General features: G+C 52.0%; 19 protein-coding genes. 5 read left to right on the forward strand and 14 right to left on the reverse strand.

All coding sequences use genetic code 11. The features are described 5' to 3' along the window. Positions 1 to 10 precede the first annotated feature (10 nt). Entirely contained in the window at positions 11 to 598 is a 588-nt protein-coding gene (locus ACTNE6_RS17815) for a phosphoheptose isomerase (RefSeq protein ID WP_442497699.1), read from the forward strand. A 3-nt stretch (positions 599 to 601) separates the two neighbouring features. Continuing rightward, complete coding sequence (locus tag ACTNE6_RS17820; protein ID WP_442497700.1) at positions 602 to 1162, forward strand: BON domain-containing protein; 561 nt, start codon at positions 602 to 604, stop codon at positions 1160 to 1162. A gap of 91 nt (positions 1163 to 1253) precedes the next feature. On the opposite strand, the gene ACTNE6_RS17825 is transcribed toward ACTNE6_RS17820, so the two are convergent. Genes ACTNE6_RS17825 through ACTNE6_RS17835 form a run of 3 tightly spaced genes read right to left on the reverse strand, consistent with a single transcriptional unit; the run spans position 1254 to position 4655 of the window. Beyond that, positions 1254 to 1748: a flavin reductase family protein gene (locus ACTNE6_RS17825; RefSeq protein WP_442497701.1), complete on the reverse strand. Its 495-nt coding sequence runs from the start codon at positions 1746 to 1748 to the stop codon at positions 1254 to 1256. After that, positions 1741 to 2580, reverse strand: a complete 840-nt coding sequence (gene nadC, locus ACTNE6_RS17830) for a carboxylating nicotinate-nucleotide diphosphorylase (protein WP_194968189.1) — start codon at positions 2578 to 2580, stop codon at positions 1741 to 1743. The genes ACTNE6_RS17825 and nadC overlap by 8 nt, the downstream gene beginning before the upstream one ends. Next, on the reverse strand, positions 2577 to 4655 hold the full coding sequence (locus tag ACTNE6_RS17835; protein WP_442497702.1) for a DUF1631 family protein: 2079 nt from the start codon (positions 4653 to 4655) through the stop codon (positions 2577 to 2579). Before ACTNE6_RS17835 ends, nadC begins: the two co-directional genes overlap by 4 nt. A gap of 130 nt (positions 4656 to 4785) precedes the next feature. On the opposite strand from ACTNE6_RS17835, the gene ampD reads away from it, so the two are divergent. Beyond that, the gene (ampD, locus tag ACTNE6_RS17840) at positions 4786 to 5331 is read left to right on the forward strand and encodes a 1,6-anhydro-N-acetylmuramyl-L-alanine amidase AmpD (protein ID WP_442497703.1); all 546 of its coding nucleotides are present in this window, start codon (positions 4786 to 4788) and stop codon (positions 5329 to 5331) included. A gap of 15 nt (positions 5332 to 5346) precedes the next feature. Here the strand turns inward: ampD and lspA are convergent, their stop codons facing one another. The 4 genes from lspA to murJ all read right to left on the reverse strand — a co-directional run bounded on the left by lspA (position 5347) and on the right by murJ (position 11270). Next, complete coding sequence (lspA, locus tag ACTNE6_RS17845; protein WP_194968186.1) at positions 5347 to 5826, reverse strand: signal peptidase II; 480 nt, start codon at positions 5824 to 5826, stop codon at positions 5347 to 5349. 5 nt (positions 5827 to 5831) lie between these two features. Continuing rightward, positions 5832 to 8663, reverse strand: a complete 2832-nt coding sequence (ileS, locus tag ACTNE6_RS17850; RefSeq protein ID WP_442497704.1) for an isoleucine--tRNA ligase — start codon at positions 8661 to 8663, stop codon at positions 5832 to 5834. Beyond that, positions 8660 to 9601, reverse strand: a complete 942-nt coding sequence (gene ribF / locus ACTNE6_RS17855; RefSeq protein ID WP_194968184.1) for a bifunctional riboflavin kinase/FAD synthetase — start codon at positions 9599 to 9601, stop codon at positions 8660 to 8662. The genes ileS and ribF overlap by 4 nt, the downstream gene beginning before the upstream one ends. Positions 9602 to 9716: 115 nt before the next feature. Continuing rightward, positions 9717 to 11270, reverse strand: a complete 1554-nt coding sequence (gene murJ / locus ACTNE6_RS17860) for a murein biosynthesis integral membrane protein MurJ (protein ID WP_442497705.1) — start codon at positions 11268 to 11270, stop codon at positions 9717 to 9719. Between the two features lie 100 nt (positions 11271 to 11370). On the opposite strand from murJ, the gene rpsT reads away from it, so the two are divergent. Continuing rightward, positions 11371 to 11634, forward strand: coding sequence for a 30S ribosomal protein S20 (gene rpsT, locus ACTNE6_RS17865; protein WP_027159061.1), 264 nt, complete (start codon positions 11371 to 11373; stop codon positions 11632 to 11634). Between the two features lie 69 nt (positions 11635 to 11703). Here the strand turns inward: rpsT and proB are convergent, their stop codons facing one another. From proB to rplU, 4 genes are all read right to left on the reverse strand, one after another. Continuing rightward, a complete protein-coding gene (gene proB, locus ACTNE6_RS17870; protein ID WP_442497706.1) occupies positions 11704 to 12825 on the reverse strand; it encodes a glutamate 5-kinase in 1122 nt (373 codons plus the stop codon). Then, positions 12812 to 13846, reverse strand: coding sequence for an Obg family GTPase CgtA (gene cgtA, locus ACTNE6_RS17875; protein ID WP_194968181.1), 1035 nt, complete (start codon positions 13844 to 13846; stop codon positions 12812 to 12814). Before cgtA ends, proB begins: the two co-directional genes overlap by 14 nt. Positions 13847 to 13962: 116 nt before the next feature. Continuing rightward, the gene (gene rpmA / locus ACTNE6_RS17880; RefSeq protein ID WP_194968180.1) at positions 13963 to 14220 is read right to left on the reverse strand and encodes a 50S ribosomal protein L27; all 258 of its coding nucleotides are present in this window, start codon (positions 14218 to 14220) and stop codon (positions 13963 to 13965) included. Positions 14221 to 14236: 16 nt separating this feature from the next. After that, a complete protein-coding gene (gene rplU, locus ACTNE6_RS17885) occupies positions 14237 to 14548 on the reverse strand; it encodes a 50S ribosomal protein L21 (protein WP_027159057.1) in 312 nt (103 codons plus the stop codon). A gap of 255 nt (positions 14549 to 14803) precedes the next feature. Between rplU and ispB the strand changes: the two genes are divergently transcribed. Continuing rightward, positions 14804 to 15808, forward strand: a complete 1005-nt coding sequence (gene ispB, locus ACTNE6_RS17890) for an octaprenyl diphosphate synthase (protein ID WP_442497707.1) — start codon at positions 14804 to 14806, stop codon at positions 15806 to 15808. Positions 15809 to 15919: 111 nt separating this feature from the next. Here the strand turns inward: ispB and recD are convergent, their stop codons facing one another. From recD to recC, 3 genes are read right to left on the reverse strand one after another with little or no spacing between them, the layout of a single operon-like run. Further along, positions 15920 to 17563 (reverse strand): exodeoxyribonuclease V subunit alpha, encoded by a 1644-nt coding sequence (gene recD, locus ACTNE6_RS17895; RefSeq protein WP_442497708.1) that lies wholly within the window; start codon positions 17561 to 17563, stop codon positions 15920 to 15922. Position 17564: 1 nt separating this feature from the next. After that, a complete protein-coding gene (gene recB / locus ACTNE6_RS17900; protein WP_442497709.1) occupies positions 17565 to 21059 on the reverse strand; it encodes an exodeoxyribonuclease V subunit beta in 3495 nt (1164 codons plus the stop codon). Between the two features lie 19 nt (positions 21060 to 21078). Continuing rightward, the gene (gene recC / locus ACTNE6_RS17905) at positions 21079 to 24216 is read right to left on the reverse strand and encodes an exodeoxyribonuclease V subunit gamma (RefSeq protein WP_442497710.1); all 3138 of its coding nucleotides are present in this window, start codon (positions 24214 to 24216) and stop codon (positions 21079 to 21081) included. Between the last annotated feature and the right edge of the window lie 123 nt (positions 24217 to 24339).

The raw sequence follows: 24339 nt of genomic DNA on the forward strand, positions 1-24339 counted from the left end.
TGCAATTTCAATGAGCTTACAAGACCGAATCATCAATCATTTCTCCGACAGCATTCAGACCAAACAGGATGCCATGGCCGGCCTCTGCGAGCTTATCGAGTTTGCCTCGCAACGCCTGGTCGCCGCCTTACTGAATGACAAAAAGATATTGTCCTGCGGAAATGGCGGCTCGGCGGCCAATGCCCAGTTTTTGTCCTCGGCCATGCTCAACCAGTTTGAGCGCGAACGCCCCTCATTGCCGGCCATTGCCTTAACCACGGACACGGTTGCCCTTACAGCCATAGCCAATGCTTATCATTTCGATGAAATTTTCGCGAAACAAATCCGGGCGCTTGGACAAGGCGGCGATATCCTGGTCGCATACACCGACGCCAGCAATGCGGCCAATTTATCCAAGGCGATCACTACTGCACATGATAAAGATATTTCAGTCATCGCCTTGACCGGCCATGACGGCGGCATGATTGCACCGTTACTGAATGAAACTGATATAGAAATCCGTGTACCGTCAAGCTCAACCGCGCGCATACAGGAAGTACACCTGCTGATTACGCATTGCCTGTGCGACTTAATCGACCATCAACTCTTCGGCGGCTAATCCATGAAAAATCATCTGTTGCTATCTCTGTTGCTCGTTATCGGCCTGTCCGTGAACGGTTGCGCAACCACCGGCAAACCAATCAATGAACGCCGCCATGGCGATATCGTATTGATGGATCAATCCATAGAAGCCAATGCATCCCAAGCATTAAGAGCCGATGAAGAAATAGAAGAGAACAGCCACGTAAATGTCACAGCTTACAATGGCATAGCCCTGGTTACGGGTGAAGCCCCTAGCGCGGGCTTGCGCAATAAAATCATTGCCATAGTCCGAACCATTCCTAACATAAAACAGATACACAATGCCGTACTACTTGCCAAGCCCAGTTCAGAGCAAGCACGCGCTAATGATGCGATGATTACCGCAAACTTGAAAGCAGCACTGGCTTCCATTAATACGATACCCGGATTCAACGGCACAGAAGTCAAAGTAGTCACCGAAAACGGTGTAGTTTACCTGATGGGGCTGGTGCACAAGAATGAAGGCGCGGCAGCCACAGAAGCGGCCCGGCAGACCGCTGGTGTCAGAAAAATCGTCACAAAATATGAATATATTGACTGAGACGATTGCCGTCGGCTTTAACGCGGCGCTGGACCAATACCACAAAATTAGCCGCTCGGCGCACTACTGTCACTGATCTGCCTTACAACTTTTATTCAGCGCTTTCCTCATAAAGCGCGCTGCTGCCGTCCATATCGCCGGTCTGGACATACAATAGCGGCTTACCTTGATTCAGCATCGCCGCGTCAATGACTCTGCAGACCGCGATTTTATGATCGCCCGCCTCAGTATAATGACTGACTTCGCAGTCAAAATAAGCAAGACTTTCGGATAATATCGGCGCTCCGGTTTTACCTGTCAGCCACTGAAAACCGGCCATCTTGTCTTTGAGGCCGGGGCGGCCGAAATGCTCGGCAATGGCCTGCTGATCCTGCCCCAGAACATTGACGGTACAGATACCGCCCGCCTGCAGCAGCTTATAGGAATAATGCTGGGGATTAATGCTCAACGCCAGCAGCAGCGGATCAAAAGAAACCTGCATAACCCAAGCCGCCGTAAAGGCGTTTTGATGTATTCCGTCACTGACGCCTATGACATAGATGCCATGACTGATTTGCTTGAACAGCTTGTCAGGATCTTCAATCATTGCCGGCTACCAGTTTAATGCGCATCGACAAGTCAACGGCGCGGACATTTTTAGTCAATGCGCCGATGGAAATATAATCGACTCCCGTTTCGGCAATCGTGCGTATATTGTCAAGGCCGATATTACCCGACGCTTCCAGCTCTATAGCCCCGGCATTCAGCGCTACCGCTGCCCGCATGTCTTCGAGAGTAAAATTGTCCAACATAATGCGATCGGGCTTGGCCGCGATAGCCTCTTCCAGCTCCTGCATGGATTCGACCTCCACTTCGACAGGAACCGATGTTTTGGCACGCGCGCTCTGAACAGCCTTGGCTATGGAGCCTGCCGCCATAATATGATTTTCCTTGATCAATACGCCGTCATACAGCCCAATTCTATGATTATGGCAGCCGCCACAGGCAACCGCGTATTTCTGTGCATTCCTGAGTCCTGGCATGGTCTTGCGGGTGTCCAGCACTTTACAGCCGGTGCCGGCGACAGCTTCCGCGTATTGCTTGGCGACTGTTGCCGTAGCTGACAAAGTCTGCAATAAATTCAACGCGGTACGTTCTCCCGTTAACAGGCTTCTGGCCGGACCGCTGAGCCTGCAAAGGAGCGTGTCTTTATCGACCTTATCGCCTTCACTCACTAGCCAATCAATGTTGACGCCGGGATTTAATGCCTTGAATACCGCATCAAACCAGGCACGGCCGCAGAGCACCATGGCCTCCCGGGTAATGACCTCGGCTTCTGCATGCGTTGTTTCGGGAATGATTTCCGCTGTAATATCGCCCGAACCGATATCTTCATCAAGAAAAGGTTTTACTTCTGCGATTTTTGATTGTTCTGTCATAACCTGTCTAATTTGGAAAGCGCTTGTTCTACGATGGATCTCTCATCCAAGGTTACAATAGCCGCCTGCCCTTGTCTAAATTTTTCAGCCAATTCCTGGACTTTAACTTCAAGCATTTTTGCGCCATTTTTGCCGACAAACAGCATATTTTCCGTTTCCGCACTTTTCCATATCAGCTTGCCCCATTGCCGTTCCAACTCGGAACCGAAAGCTGCCCAGCTGTTTTCAAGTATATCTTTTACCTGCTCGCTCCACTCATCCACGATGACTTCGGGTTTGATGCTCGCGCCCTGTTCCACAACCGGACTGGCTTTAACAACACTGCCCAGCTCTCTTTTTCTATCTTTACTATCCATCAGAATGATATGCCGTACCGCAAGATCCTTAAAGAAGCGTGACTGTGCGTTTTTATCGTATGAAATTCGATCCAGTCCGTATCTCAGTTCTTTGATCATGCCGGGCAAAAATTTTAATATCCGTTTTTTTTCATCATCATCTCTCGGAGGCAATACGCTGACGATCAACTCTTCCATGGCCCGTACCGATTTTATCCAAAGTTCCGGCTCTTCATTTCTACGCACGTGATCGACCAGCAAAACATGTTGCCAGACATCATGCAGAAAGTCGGCTATGACTGCCGGCAATTCCTTTCCCTGTATGCTGTCATCAATAGTCTTGGCTACGACTTTTTTGCTCAGCTCCAGCGATTCTTTATTTTGCATTAACTGTCTGGAGCGATCTTCAAGAATCTGAACCCGCTGCTTTTGTTTTTCCAGATAACGCCCAAAATCGCTTGCCTCATTTGCCCAATGAACATGCCCAGATCCATTTTCTCTGGTTATAAGCTTTATGACGTCGACAATGCGCTCGTAAACCAGGCGGTCACTATGATCAGCCGGATTTAAAAATTGCCCGGCAGCAAACAAATCATTCAATAAGCGCCTGACAGGATTCTCTATACCGGTAAAGACGCTGTATTGTCCCAATGTAACCGCAGCCCAAGGTATTTCCAACTGGAGCAAGGCGGACTTTACAGTGCTTGTCAGCGTATCGTCACTGTTAATTTCTCCAAAAATCAAAGCCGCTAAATCCAGAATATCTTCATCGCATTTGGCCAATGCCTTGATATCACCGCTGAAATTTAGCTCTTCAAGCTTTTTAATGACTCGCCATTTCAGCGGGCTCCCGATCTCCCGATCAGCATCCTCGAAAGCATAAAGCTGACCAAGAATTTCCAGCGCGTGTATTATTTCAAAATGCTCATAGGTGGCTGCACTTTCGGATTTCGGAATTAAATCATAAGCTGACGGGGTGTACATTGAACGCCACCGATCCAGTTTTTTCTGTAATATCTGAAAATCTCGGCTTATCGATTCACTGCTTGCGATAGAAGGTTCAGACGCTTCCCTAATTTCACTGACATCGTATGAGACTATTTCACACTCTGAATCGAGCCGCCTGGTCAATTCGCCGTAGATAAAGCCTAGCTGGCTAAACACATGATCTTCAAATGATTTATAGACAGCAACCCGAAACTTGGTGGTTAATTTCAATGGATTAATCACCTCGGCCAAAGCATGAGCCAGATTTGCCGGTGAAGCCGGATTATTACGGTCAGAAAAGACTTGTTTTCCCATCTTGATTGAGAGTTGCCTGTTCATCTGATGCAACTGCCCTTGAAAAGAATGCTCGCAGTCGCGGATAATGGAAGCAACTACATGACTTTCCTCTACCATAGCATCGCTAGCCAGCGAGGCAGAGGCCATATTTATTTTCTGATCCGGATTTTTTACCGTCTTTTGAGAGGTAAAATGGAAAGCATCGCTCACCTTAAGTAAGTAATTTTGCTTTATTTTTCTTCGAACCGCCTGAACGTGCTCCAACTGCTTTCTATAATCCGTTTTCTCGCGATCTTTTCCTGATTGCAGCCCGAATTCGAAATCAATCCGCATACAGCAATCATCCACCAATGGCTCGATGTATTGATAAAAAATCGATCTGAATTTAGCTAGAATTTCGGCATCATTCGATGTGCTTTTGCTAATGTCTGTGTATTGCCGTATGTTCATAGCCATGTTTCTTCCGCAAAATAAATGATCAGTCTTTGCCAAACCAAGACTATACCTAAATTATTATTTTGACAGATAATACGCATTTTTATCGTGAATTCTGTGCTCTATTTCCGTTTTTTCCTCTATAAATCTCATGAAAATAGATAGTCATTGGCTGACTGACATTACCCGTCTCCCTTCGCCAAACTTTGACGCAAGAACCGATGCTACGGATATTTCCTTACTGGTCATACACTGCATCAGTCTGCCGCCGAGCGAATTCGGCACGCCTTATATTGACCAGCTCTTCTGCAATCAGCTCGACCCGGACAAGCATCCCTATTTCAGAGACATCTATCAGCTGACGGTATCCTCACATCTATTGATCAGGCGGACGGGAGAAATCGTGCAGTATGTGCCTTTTGACAAGCGCGCCTGGCATGCCGGGAAATCGGTTTATGAAGGCCGGGAAAGGTGTAATGATTTCTCCATCGGCATAGAACTTGAAGGCACCGAGCTGATCGAGTACACAGACGCACAATACCTGCAACTGGCGGCAGTGATTCGCCTGCTGCTTGAGACCTATCCGCAGCTATCGACAGATCGCATTACAGGACATAGCGATATTGCGCCCGAACGAAAAACCGATCCGGGCGCATCGTTTGATTGGCAGAAACTGTTCAGTTTATTGAATACCTAATAGCCCGGCGGCGATCTATGCCTGTTCAGCATGCTTGGACTGCCCAATGCCAAATGATTCGGCAAGCATCAGAACCACGCCCAGCGTAATGGCCGAATCGGCGATATTAAAGGCCGGCCAGTGCCAAGAATCATAATACACATCGAGAAAATCGATAACATAACCATACAACAACCGGTCAATTAAGTTACCGATCGCACCACCCAGAACCAGCGCCAGCGCGGCAGCCAGCAAGGTCTCATGTTTTTTTAATCTGGCCAGCCAGACAGTAATGCCTACACTGATCACAATGGCTAACCCTGCAAAAAACCAGCGCTGCCAGCCGCCCGCTTCGCTCAGGAAGCTGAAAGCCGCTCCGGGGTTATGCAGATAAGTCAGATTAAAATACGGCATGACCGGGATAGACTCGTAAAGCTGCATCGAACTATCGATGATGAGCTTACTGCCCTGATCCAGAGCTATTGCCAATAATGACAACCATAACCATTTCAACATAGTACTCACGCAAATTGTCGGTTTTCGCCAGCGCCAGCCACGTTTTCAACGCAGCGACCGCAAAGTTCAGGGTGATCGGCATGCGACCCCACATCCTGACGTTGATGCCAACAGCGCACGCATTTTTTATGCCCGGACACAACAACTTTTAACTTGACGCCGTCAATCTCGGTTTGAACGGCATCATCAGGACAAACCTGATCGGCCATTACCGTGGCATTTGAAGTAATAAAAACAAAGCGCAGCTCATCGGTCAAGCGGTTCAAAGCATCAAAATAATCCGCATTGCAATACAGTTCGACCTCGGCATTGAGCGAAGCGCCTATCTCTCCCTTCGCCCGACTCTTTTCCAGCTCTTTACCGACGACAGTTCGGACAGCCATGACTTTCTGCCAGAACTCGCGGTTCATCGCAGCCTCGTCGTCCAGTTTGCACAGGCCTTGATACCAAGTTTCCAGAAATATCGATTCACTGCGCTCGCCGGGCATATAATTCCAGATTTCATCGGCTGTATAGCTGATGATGGGCGCGAGCCAGCGAGTCAGCGCTTCCAGCACATGATACATGGCCGTTTGAGCAGAACGTCTGGCCAGACAATCTTCTTTGGCCGTATATTGACGGTCCTTGATGATATCCAGATAAAAGCCGCCCAGATCGATCACGCAAAAATGGTGCACTTTCTGGAAAATAAGCTGAAACTGATAGCTTTCGTAAGCAGCCTTAACTTCTTCCTGGAGCGCATAGGCCCTATCCACGACCCAACGATCCAGGGCCAGCAAGTCCTTCGCCTCGACCAGATGCCGGGCAGGATCGAAGCCGTCCAGATTCGACAGCAGGAACCGGGCCGTGTTTCTCAAGCGACGGTATCCGTCCGAGGTCCGGTTAAGGATTTCATCGGACACAGACATTTCGCCGCGATAATCGGTCGACGCTACCCATAAGCGCAAGACGTCGGCGCCCAGTTCCTTCATGACCTCCTGCGGCGCGATCACATTGCCTCTGGACTTGGACATTTTCTTGCCTTCCGCATCCACAGTAAAACCGTGTGTTAACACGGCTTCATAAGGTGCCACATCATTCATGGCCGTCGAAGCCAGCAGCGATGACTGGAACCAGCCGCGATGCTGGTCTGAACCTTCCAGATACAGATCGGCCGGGAAAGCCAATTCCTGGCGTCTCTCCAGAACACAGGCATGGGTAACGCCGGAATCAAACCAGACATCCAGCGTATCGGTCATTTTCTCGTATAATGAAGCTTCCTCGCCCAGCAACTCCTCCTTCTCCAGTTCAAACCAAGCTTCTATGCCTTTTTGCTCGATGCGTTGAGCCACTTGCTCGATCAGTTCAGGCGTGCGCGGATGCAGTTCGCCCGTTTCTTTATGGACAAAAAAGGCAATTGGCACGCCCCAGGTGCGCTGGCGCGAAATACACCAGTCAGGCCGGTTTTCCATCATGCTTTCAATACGCGCCTGACCCCATTCCGGAATCCAGGCTACCCGCTTGACTTCATTCAGCGCCTGCTCGCGTAAGCCGTTTTTATCCATGGAGATAAACCATTGCGGCGTGGCCCGGAAAATAATCGGCGTTTTATGGCGCCAGCAGTGCGGATAACTGTGCAGGATGGCTTCCTCATGCACCAGCTTGCCTTTTTCTTTGAGCACCGCTACCACATGATCATTGGCACTGAACACATGCTCGCCGGCGAACAGTTCGGTATTAGGCAGGAAAACGCCATCGTTGCCGACCGGATTGTCGACCGGCAAGCCGTATTTTTGACCGACCACATAGTCGTCCTGACCGTGCCCAGGTGCCGTATGCACAGCGCCGGTACCGGCATCGGTCGTGACATGGTCGCCGAGGATAATCGGTACCTGACGGTCATAAAAAGGATGTTGCAGCAACTGATGTTCCAGCGACGCGCCTTTGCAATAGGCAATAACATGGTAGTTTTCGACGTCATAGCGCGACATCGCATCCTTAAGCAGGACTTCAGCTATGACCAGGCGCTCTTTTTTGCTGTCTTTCTCGCACTGAACCACGGCATAGTCAAGATCGGGATTCAAGGCAACGCCCTGGTTGGCCGGCAGTGTCCACGGCGTCGTGGTCCAGATAACGACCGATAAAGGCCCCTCGCCTTCATGCTCGGGGACATGATGGCAGCTCGCCATAAACGCTTCTTCATCAATAACCTGGAAACGCACATCGATGGCCGGCGAATGCTTGTCTTCGTACTCGACTTCCGCTTCGGCCAGCGCCGAGCCGCAATCGGTGCACCAGTGCACGGGCTTGGCGCCCTTGGTCAAATGCCCTTTGGCGCTGATTTTTCCCAATGCACGCACGGTATCGGCTTCAAAGGCATAATCCATCGTTAAATACGGGTTATCCCAATCACCCAGTACACCGAGACGCACAAACGCTTCTTTCTGAATATTGACCTGCTTGCCTGCATACTCGCGGCAGGCCTTGCGAAAAACCGCCGGAGATACTTTAACGCCGGCCTTGCCGACTTTCTTTTCCACCATCAATTCGATAGGCAGGCCGTGGCAATCCCAGCCCGGCACATAAGGCGCATCAAAACCGCTCAGCGTTTTCGATTTGACAATGATATCTTTCAGGACTTTATTGACTGCGTGGCCGATATGAATTTCACCATTGGCGTAGGGAGGGCCATCGTGCAGAATGAATTTGGGACTGTCGGCAAACTGCTCTCTGATTTTGCGATACAGGCCGGCCTCCTGCCATTTCTTTAACCGCTCCGGCTCGCGTTGCGCCAGATTGGCCTTCATCGGGAAGGCAGTCTTAGGTAGATTCAGTGTTTTTTTATAGTCCATCGTCATACGTTTCTTAATTCAGCAAAAATCTTTTTAGTATTCGCCACATCTTTTACGATCTGAGCCTTAAGTTCATCCAGCGACCGGAAACGCATCTCATCTCTGATTTTTCGCTTAAAATGCACTTCCACATAACGCCCGTAAATTTCTTTATTAAAATCAAATAAATGTGTTTCCAGTATCACTTTTGAACCGCCATCGACCGTAGGCCGCGTCCCGACATTCGCCACGCCTTCGAATTCCTGGCCGTCTATGCCGGTCATGGTAACGGCATAGACGCCGACCACAGGCGTATTTTTTCTAAACATGCGTATATTGGCGGTCGGATAGCCGATCGTCCTGCCCCGCTTGTCGCCATGCGCAACCCGTCCGCATACGGAATAACAGCGTCCCAGCAGTCTCTCGGCTTTAACCAGATCACCGGCGCCCAGCGCGTCCCTGATCAGGGTACTGCTTACGCGCTGACCGTCTACATAATAAGATCCGGTATCTTCAACTTCGAAACCGAACGCCTGGCCTTCTTTCTTCAGCATGGCAAAATTGCCGCGCCGGTCTTTGCCGAAATGAAAATCATCCCCGACAACCAAATGCTTGATATTCAGTTTTTTGATTAAAATATCCGAAATGAACTGTTCGGCGTCACAATTGGCAATCTGTTGATTAAAGCGCAATATTAGTAAATCATCAACGGGCAGCTTTAAAAACTGGATCACTTTCTCCCGCAAGCGCATCAATCGGGACGGCGCATTTTTTCCCAGAAAATATTCCAGCGGCTGCGGCTCGAAAATCATCACGATAACCGGCAGACCCAGCGCCCTACCGCGCGTCGCCAGATTATCAATCACGGCCCTGTGGCCTAAATGCAAGCCGTCAAAATTCCCGATAGTCAACACACAACCGTTTTCCAACGGTTCCAAATGAGACAGGCCTCTAATTAAACGCATGAATGTGACAAATCAAAATTCTTTATTCTATCATGGGTAACTTCATGAGAACTCAAAACATAAATCCGGCGAAATGCATGAATCCGACAAGAAACCCTAGGATTTCAGCAAAGCGCTATTGCAATACGTTACTGTCATGCCAGCCGACTAAATGCTTGAACCTTAAACCGGTCATGACTAATGTCGACGCATAAATTGCACACCCTATCGCAATCCATACGATCAAATTGATGACTCTGTCCATGGAATCCCATTGCCCCCATTGACTGACGTCAACAGAATAATACAAGGCGGCCGCCATTACCGCACTTGCCAACAGTATCCTGACCAAAAACAATGCCCATCCTTCGGCCGGCCGATAAACCTTTTCTTTCAACAGTTTGCCAAGCAGTAAAAAAGCATTTAAAAACGCGCTCAGGGATGTTGCCAAAGCGATCCCCGCATGCGCCATAGGAAACATCAGCGTAGCGTTTAAAATGATATTGGCGGCAATAGCATATAACCCATAACGGACCGGCGTTTTCATATCTTGCCGGGAAGTGAAACCAGGCGCCAACACTTTAATCAGAATAAATGCCAACAATCCGGCTGAATACGCCATGAGGCTCTGCCCGGCCAACTGCACATCGTCAGCGCCAAATTCCTTGTATTGAAACAGTGTCGATAAAATCGGTTCGGCCAGCATCAGCAGCCCGACCATGGCCGGCATGCCGATCAATAAAACCAGGCGCAGCCCCCAATCCAATGAATTCGAAAAAGCCCTCGCATCGTCGGCGGCATGATTTTTCGACAAGCTCGGCAAAATAACTGTAGCCACGGCAATGCCGAAAATACCCAGCGGAAACTCCACCAGACGGTCTGAATAATACAACCAGGAAACGCTGCCGGCGCCTAAAAACGAAGCCATCAATGTATCCAGCAGCAAATTGATCTGCGTGGCTGAAACGCCGAGAATCGCCGGCAGCATGAACCCCATCATGCGCTTGACGCCTACATCATTAAAATCGAATCTCGGCCGCGGGAGCAGACCTAAGCGCATCAAGGCCGGCATCTGAAACAACAATTGCACTACGCCGGCTATGAAGACTCCCCACGCCAATGCCACAACCGGCTCGGCCATCAGAGGCGCCAGCCAGATTGCGGCAGCGATCATGCAGATATTCAGCAAAGCCGGCGTCAAGGCCGGAATGGCAAACTTGCCGTGCGCATTCAAGACACTGCCTGCAAACGCCACCGACGAGATAAAAAACAAATATGGAAAAGTAATCCGCAGCATCTGCACGGCCAGTTCATGCTGAGATCCTTGCCAGATAAAGCCGGGAGCGAACAAAATAATGAGCGCAGGTGCAGCAACCATGCCGAGAATCGTGACCAGCATTAAAACCAGTACCAAGCTTCCGGCCGTCCTGTCGACGAATTGCTTTAACGCCGCCTGGCTGCCGCGCTCCTTTTGGTCTGATAGCGCTGGAATAAAAGCCTGGGCAAAAGCCCCTTCAGTAAACAGGCGCCGCAGAAAATTCGGAATTTTAAAGGCGACAAAAAATGCATCGGTTGCCGGATTAACGCCGAAAAGCCGCGCTATCAGCATGTCCCGGACAAACCCCAATAGACGCGAAATCATGGTCATACTGCCCACAACGGCAGTTGATTTAAAAAGCTGTCCGCTCAATACTGCTCCTCGCTGTTAATTCATTATTTTTTTGACAATGATACCATTTAAAAAGATAATATGCGGTCTTATTAACTCACATAGCAAAAATCGAGAAATTATGGCTAATACAGCACAAGCTAAAAAGCGTGCGCGACAAGCGGAAAAAAGCCGTATTCGCAACGCAGGACAACGCAGCAATTTACGCACGTTCGTGAAAAAAGTTATTGCCGCAGTTAACGCGGGCGACAAAGAAAAAGCGCAAGCCGCCTTCAAGACCGTTGTGCCCATTATCGATTCAGCAGTAAACAAAGGCCTTATCCACAAGAATAAAGCCTCACGCAGCAAAAGCAGACTGAATTCAAAAGTAAAATCTATCGCTTAATAAAAGCTTTAGTCTTACTAAATAAAAAGGCCGAACTCCCACGAGTTGCGGCCTTTTTATTTGGCCGCCTTACAGCAGCACCATATTATCGCGGTGCATCATTTCCGAATCATCGGCATAGCCAAGAATAGCTTCAAATTCGGAACTGCTCTTGCCGGCAATCAACTCTGCGTCCGCCCTGCCATAATTGACAAGCCCCCGGGCGACTTCCTGACCGCTTTCATCCACACACGAAACCAGCTCGCCGCGCTCAAACCGGCCCGACACTGATTTAACACCAACAGCCAGCAAGCTCTTGCCGTCACTTTTTAAAACCCTGACTGCGCCTGCATCAAGAACCAGCTTTCCTTTGACCTGCAACTGCCCGGCAAGCCAGCGCTTTCTGGCCGCCAAAGGCTCTATGTCCGGCAATAAATACGTCCCCAGATTAGCCCCGGCAATCACCGACGTAATCACATCCTCAACAACACCTGCCGCAATCACGGTAGCAGCCCCCGACCTGGACGCCAGGCGCGCCGCACGAACCTTGGTAAACATGCCGCCTCGCCCCAACCCACTACGGCTTTCGCCAGCCACCACATCCAAACGACTGTCATTAACACTGATCTCGGAGATCAGCTCTGCCTCAGGATACAGACTGGGATCGGCCGTAAACAACCCTTTCTGGTCCGTCAGAATGATCAGCAGATCCGCCTCCACCAGATTCGCCACCAAGGCGCCCAGCGTATCGTTATCACCAAAGCGGATTTCTTCGGTTGCGACCGTATCATTTTCATTAATGACCGGCACGACACCCATCTTGATCAGCGTCAGCAGAGTGCTTCTGGCATTCAAATAGCGCTGACGATCCGATAAATCATCGTGCGTCAGCAGCACTTGCGCCGCATGCAGTCCGTGTTGCTGAAAATTATCGTCAAAAACGCGCACTAACCCCATCTGACCGACCGATGCCGCCGCCTGCAGCTCATGCAATATTTTAGGCCTTGTTTTCCAGCCTAGACGACACATGCCTTCAGCCACCGAACCCGAGGAAACCAGCAGCACTTCAATTGACTGCCGCCTTAGCGCAGCCATTTGCCTAACCCAAGCCGCAATAGCCGGCTTATTGAGGCCTCGGCCGCCATCCGTCAACAAAGAACTGCCTATTTTGACGACAATTCGTTTGGCTTTCGCAAAATCACTCCTGCTCACTTTCTTCTCGCCGATGCTGTTCCAAAAATTCCATGATGGCAAACATTAATTCTCTAGTACCATCCCCGTTAATTGCCGAGATTTTAAAGACCGGCCCCGACCAGCCAAGCTCATCAATAATTGCCTGACAATGCTCACCCACTTCCTCATCAAGCAACCTGTCTACTTTATTGAGCACCAGCCAACGCGGCTTATGCGCCAAATCATCGCTCCATTTCTCGACTTCACGGATAATCTTGCGCGCCGCCTCAACCGGCAAATCCGAACTTTCATAAGGCTCAACATCAACCAGATGCAACAACAGGCGCGTCCGCGACAAGTGCTTGAGAAACTGCAAACCCAGCCCCGCACCTTCAGCCGCCCCTTCAATCACACCCGGAATATCGGCAATCACAAAACTGCGCAGATCATCAATCCTGACCACGCCAAGGTTAGGATGCAACGTAGTAAACGGATAATCAGCGACCTTAGGCCGAGCTGATGATACGGCACGGATCAAGCTGGATTTTCCCGCATTAGGCATACCAAGCAAGCCGACATCGGCAATCAGCGTCAACTCCAAATGCAGCCTGCGATGCTCGCCTTCAGTACCTTTGCTGGCATATTGCGGAGCGCGGTTAACGCTGCTTTTAAAACGGGTATTGCCGAGCCCATGAAAGCCGCCTTTGGCCACCAGCAGCGTCTGGCCGACTTCGGTCAGGTCCCCCATCTCCTCACCCGTTTCCGCATCGGAGACACGCGTGCCCAAAGGCACCTGCACATAGCAATCATCACCTTTTTTACCCGTGCAATTGCGAGCCATGCCATTCTCGCCGCGCTGCGCCCTGTGCACTGAGTGATAGCGAAAATCAACCAGCGTATTTACATTTTCAGCCGCAACCAGATAGACACTGCCGCCATCGCCGCCATCGCCGCCATCAGGCCCGCCTAACGGCACATATTTCTCGCGACGGAAGCCGACCTTGCCATTGCCGCCATCACCCGCTTCTACACGAATTTCCGCCTCATCAACAAATTTCATAAATCACGCCGCCGCATTTAAAAACTTACTTACCGATAAAAACAAAAAAAGCCCCACTATTAACGAGCGGAGCTTTTTTAGACAACCATACTACCGCTCTGTGCGGCTTGTAAGTTTTATGCAGCAACTACACTGACAAATTTACGGCCGTTAGGACCTTTAACCTGAAAAAGCACTTTACCGTCAGTTGTTGCAAACAATGTATGATCTTTTCCGCAACCGACATTATCGCCTGCGTGAAAATGCGTTCCACGTTGGCGCACAATAATGCTGCCCGCCGTCACGACTTGACCGCCAAAACGTTTAACACCCAATCTTTTCGCATTAGAGTCGCGTCCGTTACGCGTACTACCGCCCGCTTTCTTATGAGCCATCTGTAACTCCTAAATATTAAGCAGAAATGCCAGTAATCTGGACTTCTGTATAGTATTGACGATGCCCCATGTGTTTCATATGGTGCTTACGTCTTCTGAATTTAATAATCTTAACTTTTTTATGCCGACCTTGAGACAAAACAGTCGCTGTCACTTTGCCGCCTTCGATGAAAGGCAAGCCAACTTTAACATCACCGCCTGACTGAACCATCAGCACTTTATCGAATTCAATGCTGTCGCCTGTTCCAAGCTCAAGTTTTTCTATTTTTAAGGTCGTACCTTCTTCTACTCGGTACTGTTTACCACCTGTTTGAATTACCGCATACATCTGCGCAAGCTCCATCAAGCATTAATCTGTTTAAAGTGAACAGATAATTTTATTTTTAAAACTAAGTCAAGTCAAATTTAAAATCAACCGACCCCTAATATTCTCGCAATAAAATAACACAAGAAGGCTATTGACACCACTATAGTTTATTCAATAGCATGGGCGATTAACTTTGTATTAAGTTATAATAGCTTAACGGCTTTGTATTTCATAGCTATCATCATGAAAAATAACCTAAACACGCAGCACTAAATAATGGCATCACAATCCACATCGAACGCATCAGCGCCCATTGATTTTAATTCGATCAAGAATTTAACCATCTCTGAAGCCAAGGCGGTCGACCAGCTCATCATTAACGAGTTAAGTTCCGATGTTATCCTGATCAATCAGGTCGGCCATTATATTATCGGCAACGGCGGCAAAAGACTGCGCCCGATGCTGCTGCTGCTTGCAGCCAAGGCTTTGGGCGATGTCAATAGCAATCATCTGGTGCTCGCCGCCGTCATTGAATTCATCCATACCGCGACACTGCTGCACGATGACGTGGTTGACGATTCAGACCGCCGGCGCGGCAAAGAGTCAGCCAATGCGGTCTGGGGCAATGCCGCCAGCGTCCTGGTCGGCGATTACCTCTACTCCAGCGCCTTTGAAATGATGGTGCGCACAGGCAATATGCGCGTTATGGAAATTCTGTCCAAAACGACAACCGCCATTGCCGAAGGCGAGGTTCTGCAGCTTTTGAACTGCAATAACCCCGAAACCACCGAAGAAAAATATCTCGAAGTCATCTCCAGAAAAACAGCCATCCTGTTCAGCGCCGCAACCCGATTGGGCGCCGTTATCTCCAATGCTTCCGAAGAAGTGGAGGAGGGCTTGGCCAGGTACGGCCAACATCTCGGCATCGCTTTTCAACTTATCGACGATGCGCTGGATTACAAGGCCAATCAGGAGGAATTAGGCAAAAATCTCGGCGACGACCTGGCCGAAGGCAAACCGACTTTGCCATTGATTTATGCCATTCAGCACGGCGATGACAGTGAAGCCAGCATCGTGATCGATGCGGTCAAAAACGGCAATCGCGATGCCTTCAGTGAAGTTTACGCCGTCGTAAAGAGCACTAAAGCGATTGACTATACCGAGCAGCGCGCCGATGAAGAAGCGCAAAAAGCGATCGATGCGTTAAACATCCTGCCGGATTCGGAATACAAAAACGCACTGATTCTACTGGCTAAATTTTCCGTTCAACGCAATTATTAATGCCAGAAATGGCAGAGCTGTGCTTAGCTTCTAAGCACAGCGTCAGGCGCATGTTTTCTTGATTCCATAAACGAAATTCCAGTTGGTCTTAACGCATGCAGTCTGTCAGTCTTATGGGTCAGATTTGAATTTATCGACCAGACCGGTGATACGTTCGACTTTCCGGCCGACAGTCGCCGCAAACACTGCCTCATCAGCTAGCAGTTTGACGGTTTTTCTGGCCCGGGTGATAGCCGTGTAAAGCAATTCCTTCGTCAACACTGGATTAACCGCATCAGGCAAAGCAATCAGCACCTCCTCGAACTCGGAGCCCTGGCTTTTGTGTATCGTCATCGCAAACACGGTCTCGCAATGCGGCACGCGCGCGGGCAGATATTTTTTGACGCCGCCATCGGCCCGCTGGAAAAAAACCATCAGTTTTCCGTCCTGATCATTGTCAGGCAGACAGATGCCGATATCGCCATTGTAAAGCTGCAAAGCAGGGTTGTTCTGCGTGACCATGATTGGCCGCCCTACATACCAAAGCCCGGATACACTGATCAATTTTTGCGCAACGAGTTTTTGCTCGACCAGATGATTGATCTCGGCGACGCTGTTTTTGCCATGCCGGTTGGCGCATAGCACCTGAAAGCGACTGAAGGCGCGATAGATCTCGTCAAAGGACGCTGCGGCCTTAACCAGCTGCAGATAGTCGACCTGCCGCCCCGCCACATAATCGGCAGGGTCTTGGTCCAGCAGCGTTATATTCTTATCTCCACTCTGCAGCGCCTGCCAGGCGCCATCAGCCTGTTGCTGATTTACGGCGGTCGCCAGCTTCTTGATATTCTCGTCAAACCGGTGCGATTTCTTCAGCTCCAGCGTGCAGTCCGGCAAAATCGCCGTCAGATCGGCCAGCACGGCTCCCGATTCGACCGAAGCAAGCTGATCCTTATCGCCAAGCAAAATCAGGCCGGCGCCGGGCTTTAGCGCATCGGCCAGTTTGCTCATCAGCGCCAGATCGACCATGGACGCCTCATCGACCACAACCAGATCATGAATCAACGGTTTGTCGGCATTATGGCGAAAATACGGAGATGGCGGCATGGCGCCCAGCAAGCGGTGCAGCGTTGTCACTTTTTCAGGGATAAACTGCTTGACGGACTCATCACACGGCAGCGACGCTTTGTTAGCGCCTATCGATTCCTGCAGACGCATGGCCGCCTTGCCAGTCGGTGCCGCCAAGGCGATATGCAGAGGCTCTGAGGCCAGTTCCTGCATTAAGGCCAGAATCCTGACCACTGTCGTCGTCTTGCCCGTACCGGGTCCTCCGGTAATAATGCAAAATCCCCGCGTAAGCGCCATCTTAGCAGCCTCTCGCTGCCAGTCGATCTCATCGGACAGCGCTGGAAAATAACGGTCCAGCGCGGCCTCTAGGCCTTCTATGGATGGCTTTGCCTGCGCCATCGCCTTGATCTGTTTTGCCAACCGGCTCTCATAATCCCAATAACGATGCAGATACAGACGGTTGTGCTCAAGCACCAGAGGCAGCGTCCCGGCAGCTTGGCCTGATACGGCCGCCAACCCCGAAGCCCGCACCAATGCGCAGTCGCTTTCTGCCAGTTGAATGCAGCTGTGACCCTGGCTTTGCTCATGCGACAACTGCCTGACCAGGCTTTCAAACAGTGGCTTTTCCTCAGTGCTGAGCTTGCACCGCTGCCCCAGAAAACGGGCGAAAGCAATATCCAGCCGGCTATAGACTCTTTCCTGATCCTGCATCTTATTCTCCGAACAATGCGGCCAAGGCCTCGATCCTGGCCAGATCCGGCCGGTCCTGATAAACCCCGCTCATGGCCTGCTCAGGCTGCATGCCGCGCACAAATAAGTAACGGACGCCGCCGAAGTGACGCTGATAACTGTAATCCGGCAGGCGTTTTTGCAGATAGCGATGCAGCACCACGGTATAAATCCAGTATTGCAGCCCATAATTATGCTCGAGCATGGCCTGGGCCAAGGTTTCATTCTCATAATCGGCAAGGCTGTTGGTCTTGTAGTCCATGATGTAATAAAGGCCGTCATGCTCACAAACCAGATCGATAAAACCGGTCAGATAGCCGCACATCTGCTTGCTGTTCAATGGCTGAAAAACCGGCGTATCGAGAAGGATTTTATTGATCCGGCTAACGTCGACCGGCTGCATGGACAAATAGAACGGCATCTCTTTCAGGCAGCGGCTTTCTTTCAGGTTCATCAGACAGAAAGCCGCATCCGTATCGGACAGCGGCGTCGTGACAACGGCTTGCAGCAACTCGTCAATAAGCTCCGGCGTTTCCAGCCTGAGGCCGTAGCGCTGGCAGGCCTGATTGCGCAGCTTCGAGATATCCTTGCGCCGGGCCAGATCGGCAAACGCCACATTTTCCAGCAACTCGTGTACGACATTACCGGTATGCGCGCCGCGCGGCAATGCCAGCTTGTCCTTTTCGGCCTCCGGCCGTTGCGCCTCGCCGGCCTTGTCTTCAGGCAACTCGGGCGCGTCGTGCAGGCTTAAATTCGACAAGGCCGTATAACTGCTCATTTGCCAGCTCGTGTATAACGACCTTTTCCGTTTTTTGGGGAGCAAATCGCACGGCGCAAATCGCCGCTGATAATTGCCGGTTGTCAGGCATGGCAGCTCCAGTAATCGATAGTCAAACGAACTCGACTCGCATAAGGCGTCAAATTTTGCCTGCTGCGCAGCAAAGTCGGCGTCGGCAAAATCCAGCAGCCAGGCCATGGCCGAATCATTGGCGGCCTTCTCAGTCCTGACATCGGCCCAGGCGATGTAGCAGCGCGACTTGGCCCGCGTCACGGCCACGTAAAACACGCGCAAATCCTCGGCCAGCTCTTCAGCCAGCGCCAGCGCCTTGCGCCGTTCGAAATCCTTCGACCCCAGATCGACGATCACTCGGCCGTTGTCATGGCATTTGATCAGCTGCTTTTCGCTGCTCAAGCGGCCGCTGCGCTGCCACAGATAAGGGCAGAAAATAACCGAATACTCCAGCCCCTTGGAGCGGTGCATGGTGATGATCTTGACCGCTTCCTCGTCGCTCTCGAGCCGCAACTGCTGGTCGTCGGCGCTGCTTTTGTCCTGTTCCGCCTTGATAATGGCCGTTTGCAGCCAATCCAGCGTTTTATTGATGCCCAGATGCTCGTCGACGGCGGCCTGCTGCACCAGTTCGACCAGATGATGCAGATTGGTCAGACGCCTTTCGGCCATGACCGTGGCGGACAGATGCGTCCGGATGGCTTCCTGCGCCAGCAGATGCTGCATCATGACCATCAGGCCTTTTTGCTGCCAGTCCTGATAATAGCCCAGAAACCGCGCCATGCGCGCATCCAGCTCCGTCTCGCTGTTGATCAGCTCATAAAGCGCCCTGCCGTCCAGACCGAACCAGCTCAAGGCCAGCGCCTGCTTCAGCAGGGCCATTTCGCCCGGATGCGCCACGGCCTGCAACAGCGCATATAAATCCAGGGCTTCCTGTGAGGCAAAAACAGACTCGGTGCTGTTCAATACCGACGGCACGCCCACACTGCGCAACGCCGCCTGATAGTCGCGGGCCTGCGTATTGGTCCGTACCAGAATCGCGATATCCCTGGGCTCGAGCTTACCGGCCATAACGTCGTCATTGATTTTTCTGGCCAGCGTATAATCGCCGTTCAGCAATTGCAGAATTTCATTGACGACCGCGTTTCTGATCTCGTCGGCAGCCTTGCCGGCGGTCCAGTAGCCCGATTTGGCATCGCTTGGCGGCAACTGCCACAGCACCATCGGCGCAAGTGCGCGGTCGGCCTGATACAGCGTCCGTTCAGCCGCCGGCACGGCCGCCTCGACGGCATTAAACGCCAGATCTTCGAGCAGAAATGCCCGCTCGCGCTTGAACAACGTGTTTACGGCATCGACCAGCTCGGGGTGCGAACGCCAGTTCTTGCCCAGCGTAAATTGATGCCGGGCCTGTTTTTGCGCCGCCAGATAGGAATAAATATCGGCGCCGCGGAATTTGTAGATCGCCTGCTTGGGATCGCCGATCAGATACAGGTAATGATCGGGCGATGCAAACAGCGACGAGAAAATAAACCATTGAGCCTGATCGGTATCCTGGAATTCATCGATCAACGCGACTTTGAAGCGTTGCCGGAGTTCGGCGATCAACAGCTCGCCTTTGTCGCCATGCAGAGCTTCCGACAGGCGCGTGATCAGATCGTCGAACGACATGACGTTCATCTGCCGCAGCCGCTTGTCCAGTTCCAGGTGCAAGGTTTCCAGCAGGCTCCGGCGCAAGGTCAGGGTAATAACGCCCTGCGCCTCGGCCAGCACATTGAAAGGTGCGTTATCGATCGCCAGGTCGGCCAGATAGCCGGCCTTCTTATCGCCCCTTAGCTTGCGGCCGTCCAGTCCTTCCATGAGCCCGTCTTCGGTCAGAATCGCCAGAGTTTCGGCATCGGGCAACTGCGCCGTCCTGCCGTGCAGCCAGTCGCTGAGCGCCTGGATATGCTGTTCAAAGCTATCGCAATAACTCGGCTTGAATTTGCCGTCGGCAAAGCTATCCCTCAGCGATACCGCACAAGTATCCAGCGCATCCCTGGCGGACGCGGCCAACTGCTTCAATTCGGCCAATTGATTATCCAGACAAGCGCCTGACGGATAAATGTCGACATGAGCCGGAATGAAATCGACGCTGGCCAGCAGGTCGTGCGGCGTTTTATAGTCCGCAGTCAGCACGGAAACTTCCCAAGCGGAACGTTTGTAGATCTGCCGGCGCCAGAAATCGTCTGCGCAGGCTTGCTTAATGTCGGCCAGGTCGCTGGTCAATTCGGCGTCGAACAACTGCCCGCTTTCCAGCGCATGCTCTTTCAGGATACGCTGACAGAAACCATGTATCGTGAAGATGCCGGCCTGATCGATATCCAGCAATGCCCGCTCCAGGCGCTGCCTGACCAATTCTGGCTCTATGTCGAGATTATCCAGCCACGCGACTACATTGCTGTCCACGTCATCGAGGCGTCCGTCCAGGACCCTTTTGGCTTCGGCCAGCCTGGCGCGCACACGCGATTTCAGCTCCTCAGTCGCCGCCTTGGTAAAGGTCACGACCAGCAGCTCTTCGATCTTCATGTCCTGCTCGACGACAAAACGCAGCACCAGCATGGCGATGGCATAGGTTTTGCCGGTCCCGGCGCTGGCTTCTATCAGATTGACGCCTTTGAGCAGTTCGGTTTGCACCGGGTTGAAATCATGCATTCTCATTATCCGATAATCACTAGCCATGCGTTGCCGCCCAGACATCCTGCAGCAGCGCCTGGCATTGCCGTTCGAACGACTCGCCCAGCACCCGCGCCATATCCTCGGCATTGTGGTAAAACCTTCTGAGCTCCGGCTCATAAGGCTGTTCAACGGCTCTGGCCAACTGTTCCATGGCCGTATCGAGCGCCGATTTGGTCGTGCGGCTGCTGGTATTCAACTTATGCGCCTGCCTGACGTAGGCCAGAGCCGGCTCGACAAAGAACGCATCAGGCTGCTGTTGGCCCAGCCGGTAAATCTCTATCAGTTCGGGCAGATATTCGGGTTGGCAATGTTCGGGCAGAAACAGCAGATCTTCATCGGTGCTGAGCAGACAGGTCGCCTGCGGCTCCAGGCGATTGATGATCAGGTGATGCAGCCAGGCGTTGATGAAATCCTTGCCTTTCAGATCGGCGTAACGATAGAACAGGCTGCCATTCTGATAGCGGTTGCCCAGCTTGCCGATCAGGCGATAGCTGCCGACTTTGATGTCGACGGGCAAATCGTCCAAGGCCGGGCCCAGATTTTTCTGCTCGATGCGCTTGACGAACTCAGCGATCAATTTCTGCTGCCGTTCAAACTCGAGCTCGCCCGGACTGCCGGCCAGCCAGCGGCCCTGCGCCTGCAGTTTTTTCAGCGATGCGGAAGCGCCGCCTAGCTGCTGCTGTATCCAGTCATGGTGGATGGCATAGCCGTCCAGCTTGCCGATTTCAAAGGGTTCGCGCTCTTCGGCCTTGGCTTCCATGCCGCCAAAGCGCAGATCCAGCTGCCGCCGCAGGAAATGGCGCTGCGGATGCTGGAAGAAGGCAAACAGATCGCCCAGATCGATCACCTCGCCGGCTTCGGCTTCAATAGCGCCCTGCCACCATAATTGCGGCTCCTGTCGGGCCGCCGACAAGGCCCTGGCCGTCGCGCAGTCGGCCGCCGAAAAGCTGAACAGCTCCGATGCGCCGTCGAAATAGCGCGGACTGAACGGCTGCAAGGGATGCTTCGTTACCAGCTCGGTCAGCCCGTAACCGTCCTCGAGCACGTCGAGCAGTTCGCTGATGATGACGGATGGAGGAATGGCATCGTTCTGGCTGATCGACTGGCCGATATAGGTCATAATCAGGCGTTGCCGTGTCGACAGCAGGATTTCCAGAAACTGATAGCGGTCGTCCGCCCGGCGCGAACGGTCGCCCTTGCGGAAATGCTGGCCAAGCAAATCAAAAGTCGGGGCGCGGTCGATTTTGGGGAATTCGCCGTCATTCATGCCCAGCAGCGCAATGACCTTGAATGGAATCGAGCGCATCGGCAACATCGAGCAGAACGTCAACTGGCCGCGCAAAAAGCCGTGCGAGGATTTTCGCTCGGAAATCGTGCCCTCCAGCCAGCTGATAATGACTTGCAGTTCGACATCGTCATTATGGACGGCCGCCACATCGGCCGACAATTCGACCAGCAGCTCGTTAAGCTGCTGGCGCTCAACCGGATCGGCGCCCTGCAGCAGCTGATCGGCATAATAGTAAAGCTGCGCGCTCCAGGCTTTCAGCGTTTTGGCCTGCTTCAGCTCCGCGCTGGCTTGAAACGCCAGCTGCATGAATTCACACAAGCCGCCTAGCGCCTGCGCCGATGAGCCCTCGATATCGCAATAAGGCAGCACTTCATCGATGAAATCGTCATCGCTGCCGACCGCATAGCCCATTAATAACCTATCCAGCGCCGCTTGCCAGGTGTTGCCGCCCAGCTCGGGCAGTCCGAGTTCCTGCCGGTGGCCGGCCGATTTGCCCCAGCGCACTTCCGTAGCGCGCACCCAATGCTTTATCAGCTCCAGATCGGTTTCGGACAATCCAAAGCCCGGATAGACCACCGGCTGTTCCAGCAGGTCCAGTACGCTTTGCCAGCCGAAACGGCTCTGGCTCAAGCTCAGGAAGCGAATAAACGCTTCCAGGGCATTATTGCTCACGCGCAGGCTGCGGTCGGCGATGGCGTGCTGGATGTCGTCGAACACGGCCGCGATGAACGGCTCATAGGCTTGAATGTCGGGGGCCATGACCACGATATCGCGCAGTTCCAGCGTCGGGTCCTGCTCCAGCGCCAGTAGCAGCTCGTTTTTCAGAACTTCGATCTCACGCATACGCGAATGGCAGGCATGGATACGGATCGAGTCGTCTTTCTGCAGCGCTCGCTTTTCCGGCGCATTATTCAGGATATCGTTTTGCAGTTGCTGCAGATTTGTGCGCGCGTCGTTGAGCTCAAAACTGGCTGGTTCGAAATCGAACTGCATCTGCTCCAGAATCATGTCCTGGAACTCGCGGCCCTGCTGGCCCAACGTTGACAGCAACGGGTGTCCGGTGAACGTTTCCGATCCGACGCGCTGACGTCTGCTTTCGATGTCGGCCCAATACTCCCGTGCCGGGTTCAGCAGAAAAAAATGCACGTCGCAATGCCTGGACAACGCCTGCAGATAATTCAGGAACAAAGACGGCATGGTATTGACGCCGAACACGAACACGCGCTCGGGCACGGCATCGCCGAAAGCATCTTCCCCGGCATTGTTCAAACGTTCGATCACATCCAGCCACAGCGAACCGCGGTGTCTGACGCCGGTCTGCTCGGTGACCAACAGCCAGAGCGCTCTTTGCCAGCGCTCCGTTTCGGACTGGTAAAGCAGTTTTCCCTGATTCCAGAGCTCCAGCATATCAGGCCGCATCATCTGGTACTGGTCGAAAATCTGCGCCAACTGCTGCGCCAGTTGATAGCGTTTGACGGCGAGATTCTCCCCGGTCAGATACTGTTTTAACGCCTTGAATTCATGCCCAAAGGCATCATCCTGTAACCGGCGCAGCAAGGCTTCAAACCGCCAGAGCATGACGTTACGCTCGAAAACCGTATCGCTGAGCGACAGGTTGACCTTTTGAGCCAATGAGCTGAAAAAGCGGTTCGGAAACAGAAACTCATAGTTGCCCCAGACCTTGAATTCAGTCGCCAGTTGTTGTGACAGCCAGCGCTCCATGCCCTGGCTCTGGATCAGAAAAACTTCCTTGGCAAAAGGCGATGACAGCGGCGCGTTTCCGATCACAGCGCTCAGATGCGCCACCAGATTCTCGGTTTTATTGGAGCTGTGCAGGATGAACATGGGAATTTTTACCAGTCATGAATCCCGACCATTATACACAGACTGAGCCATATTCTGACTGTAAAACCGCCTTGCCATCGACGCAATCAGATCGTGTTTTTTCGCGTAAGGCTTGGCGCGGCA

Origin of the sequence: Methylobacter sp. sgz302048, assembly GCF_052162025.1 — a bacterium.
In the GTDB taxonomy this organism is placed as follows: domain Bacteria; phylum Pseudomonadota; class Gammaproteobacteria; order Methylococcales; family Methylomonadaceae; genus Methylobacter.

Bases quoted from the DNA above. Each gene is read 5' to 3' on its own strand.
- recB (WP_442497709.1), bottom strand. From the start codon at position 21,059: ATGCATGATTTCAACCCGGTGCAAACCGAACTGCTCAAAGGCGTCAAT.
- recD (WP_442497708.1), bottom strand. From the start codon at position 17,563: ATGCAGGATCAGGAAAGAGTCTATAGCCGGCTGGATATTGCTTTCGCC.
- ACTNE6_RS17815 (WP_442497699.1), top strand. From the start codon at position 11: ATGAGCTTACAAGACCGAATCATCAATCATTTCTCCGACAGCATTCAG.
- ACTNE6_RS17820 (WP_442497700.1), top strand. From the start codon at position 602: ATGAAAAATCATCTGTTGCTATCTCTGTTGCTCGTTATCGGCCTGTCC.
- rplU (WP_027159057.1), bottom strand. From the start codon at position 14,548: ATGTATGCGGTAATTCAAACAGGTGGTAAACAGTACCGAGTAGAAGAA.
- lspA (WP_194968186.1), bottom strand. From the start codon at position 5,826: ATGTTGAAATGGTTATGGTTGTCATTATTGGCAATAGCTCTGGATCAG.
- ACTNE6_RS17835 (WP_442497702.1), bottom strand. From the start codon at position 4,655: ATGGCTATGAACATACGGCAATACACAGACATTAGCAAAAGCACATCG.
- ribF (WP_194968184.1), bottom strand. From the start codon at position 9,601: ATGCGTTTAATTAGAGGCCTGTCTCATTTGGAACCGTTGGAAAACGGT.
- ampD (WP_442497703.1), top strand. From the start codon at position 4,786: ATGAAAATAGATAGTCATTGGCTGACTGACATTACCCGTCTCCCTTCG.
- ACTNE6_RS17825 (WP_442497701.1), bottom strand. From the start codon at position 1,748: ATGATTGAAGATCCTGACAAGCTGTTCAAGCAAATCAGTCATGGCATC.
- recC (WP_442497710.1), bottom strand. From the start codon at position 24,216: ATGTTCATCCTGCACAGCTCCAATAAAACCGAGAATCTGGTGGCGCAT.
- nadC (WP_194968189.1), bottom strand. From the start codon at position 2,580: ATGACAGAACAATCAAAAATCGCAGAAGTAAAACCTTTTCTTGATGAA.
- cgtA (WP_194968181.1), bottom strand. From the start codon at position 13,846: ATGAAATTTGTTGATGAGGCGGAAATTCGTGTAGAAGCGGGTGATGGC.
- ispB (WP_442497707.1), top strand. From the start codon at position 14,804: ATGGCATCACAATCCACATCGAACGCATCAGCGCCCATTGATTTTAAT.
- rpmA (WP_194968180.1), bottom strand. From the start codon at position 14,220: ATGGCTCATAAGAAAGCGGGCGGTAGTACGCGTAACGGACGCGACTCT.
- rpsT (WP_027159061.1), top strand. From the start codon at position 11,371: ATGGCTAATACAGCACAAGCTAAAAAGCGTGCGCGACAAGCGGAAAAA.
- ileS (WP_442497704.1), bottom strand. From the start codon at position 8,663: ATGACGATGGACTATAAAAAAACACTGAATCTACCTAAGACTGCCTTC.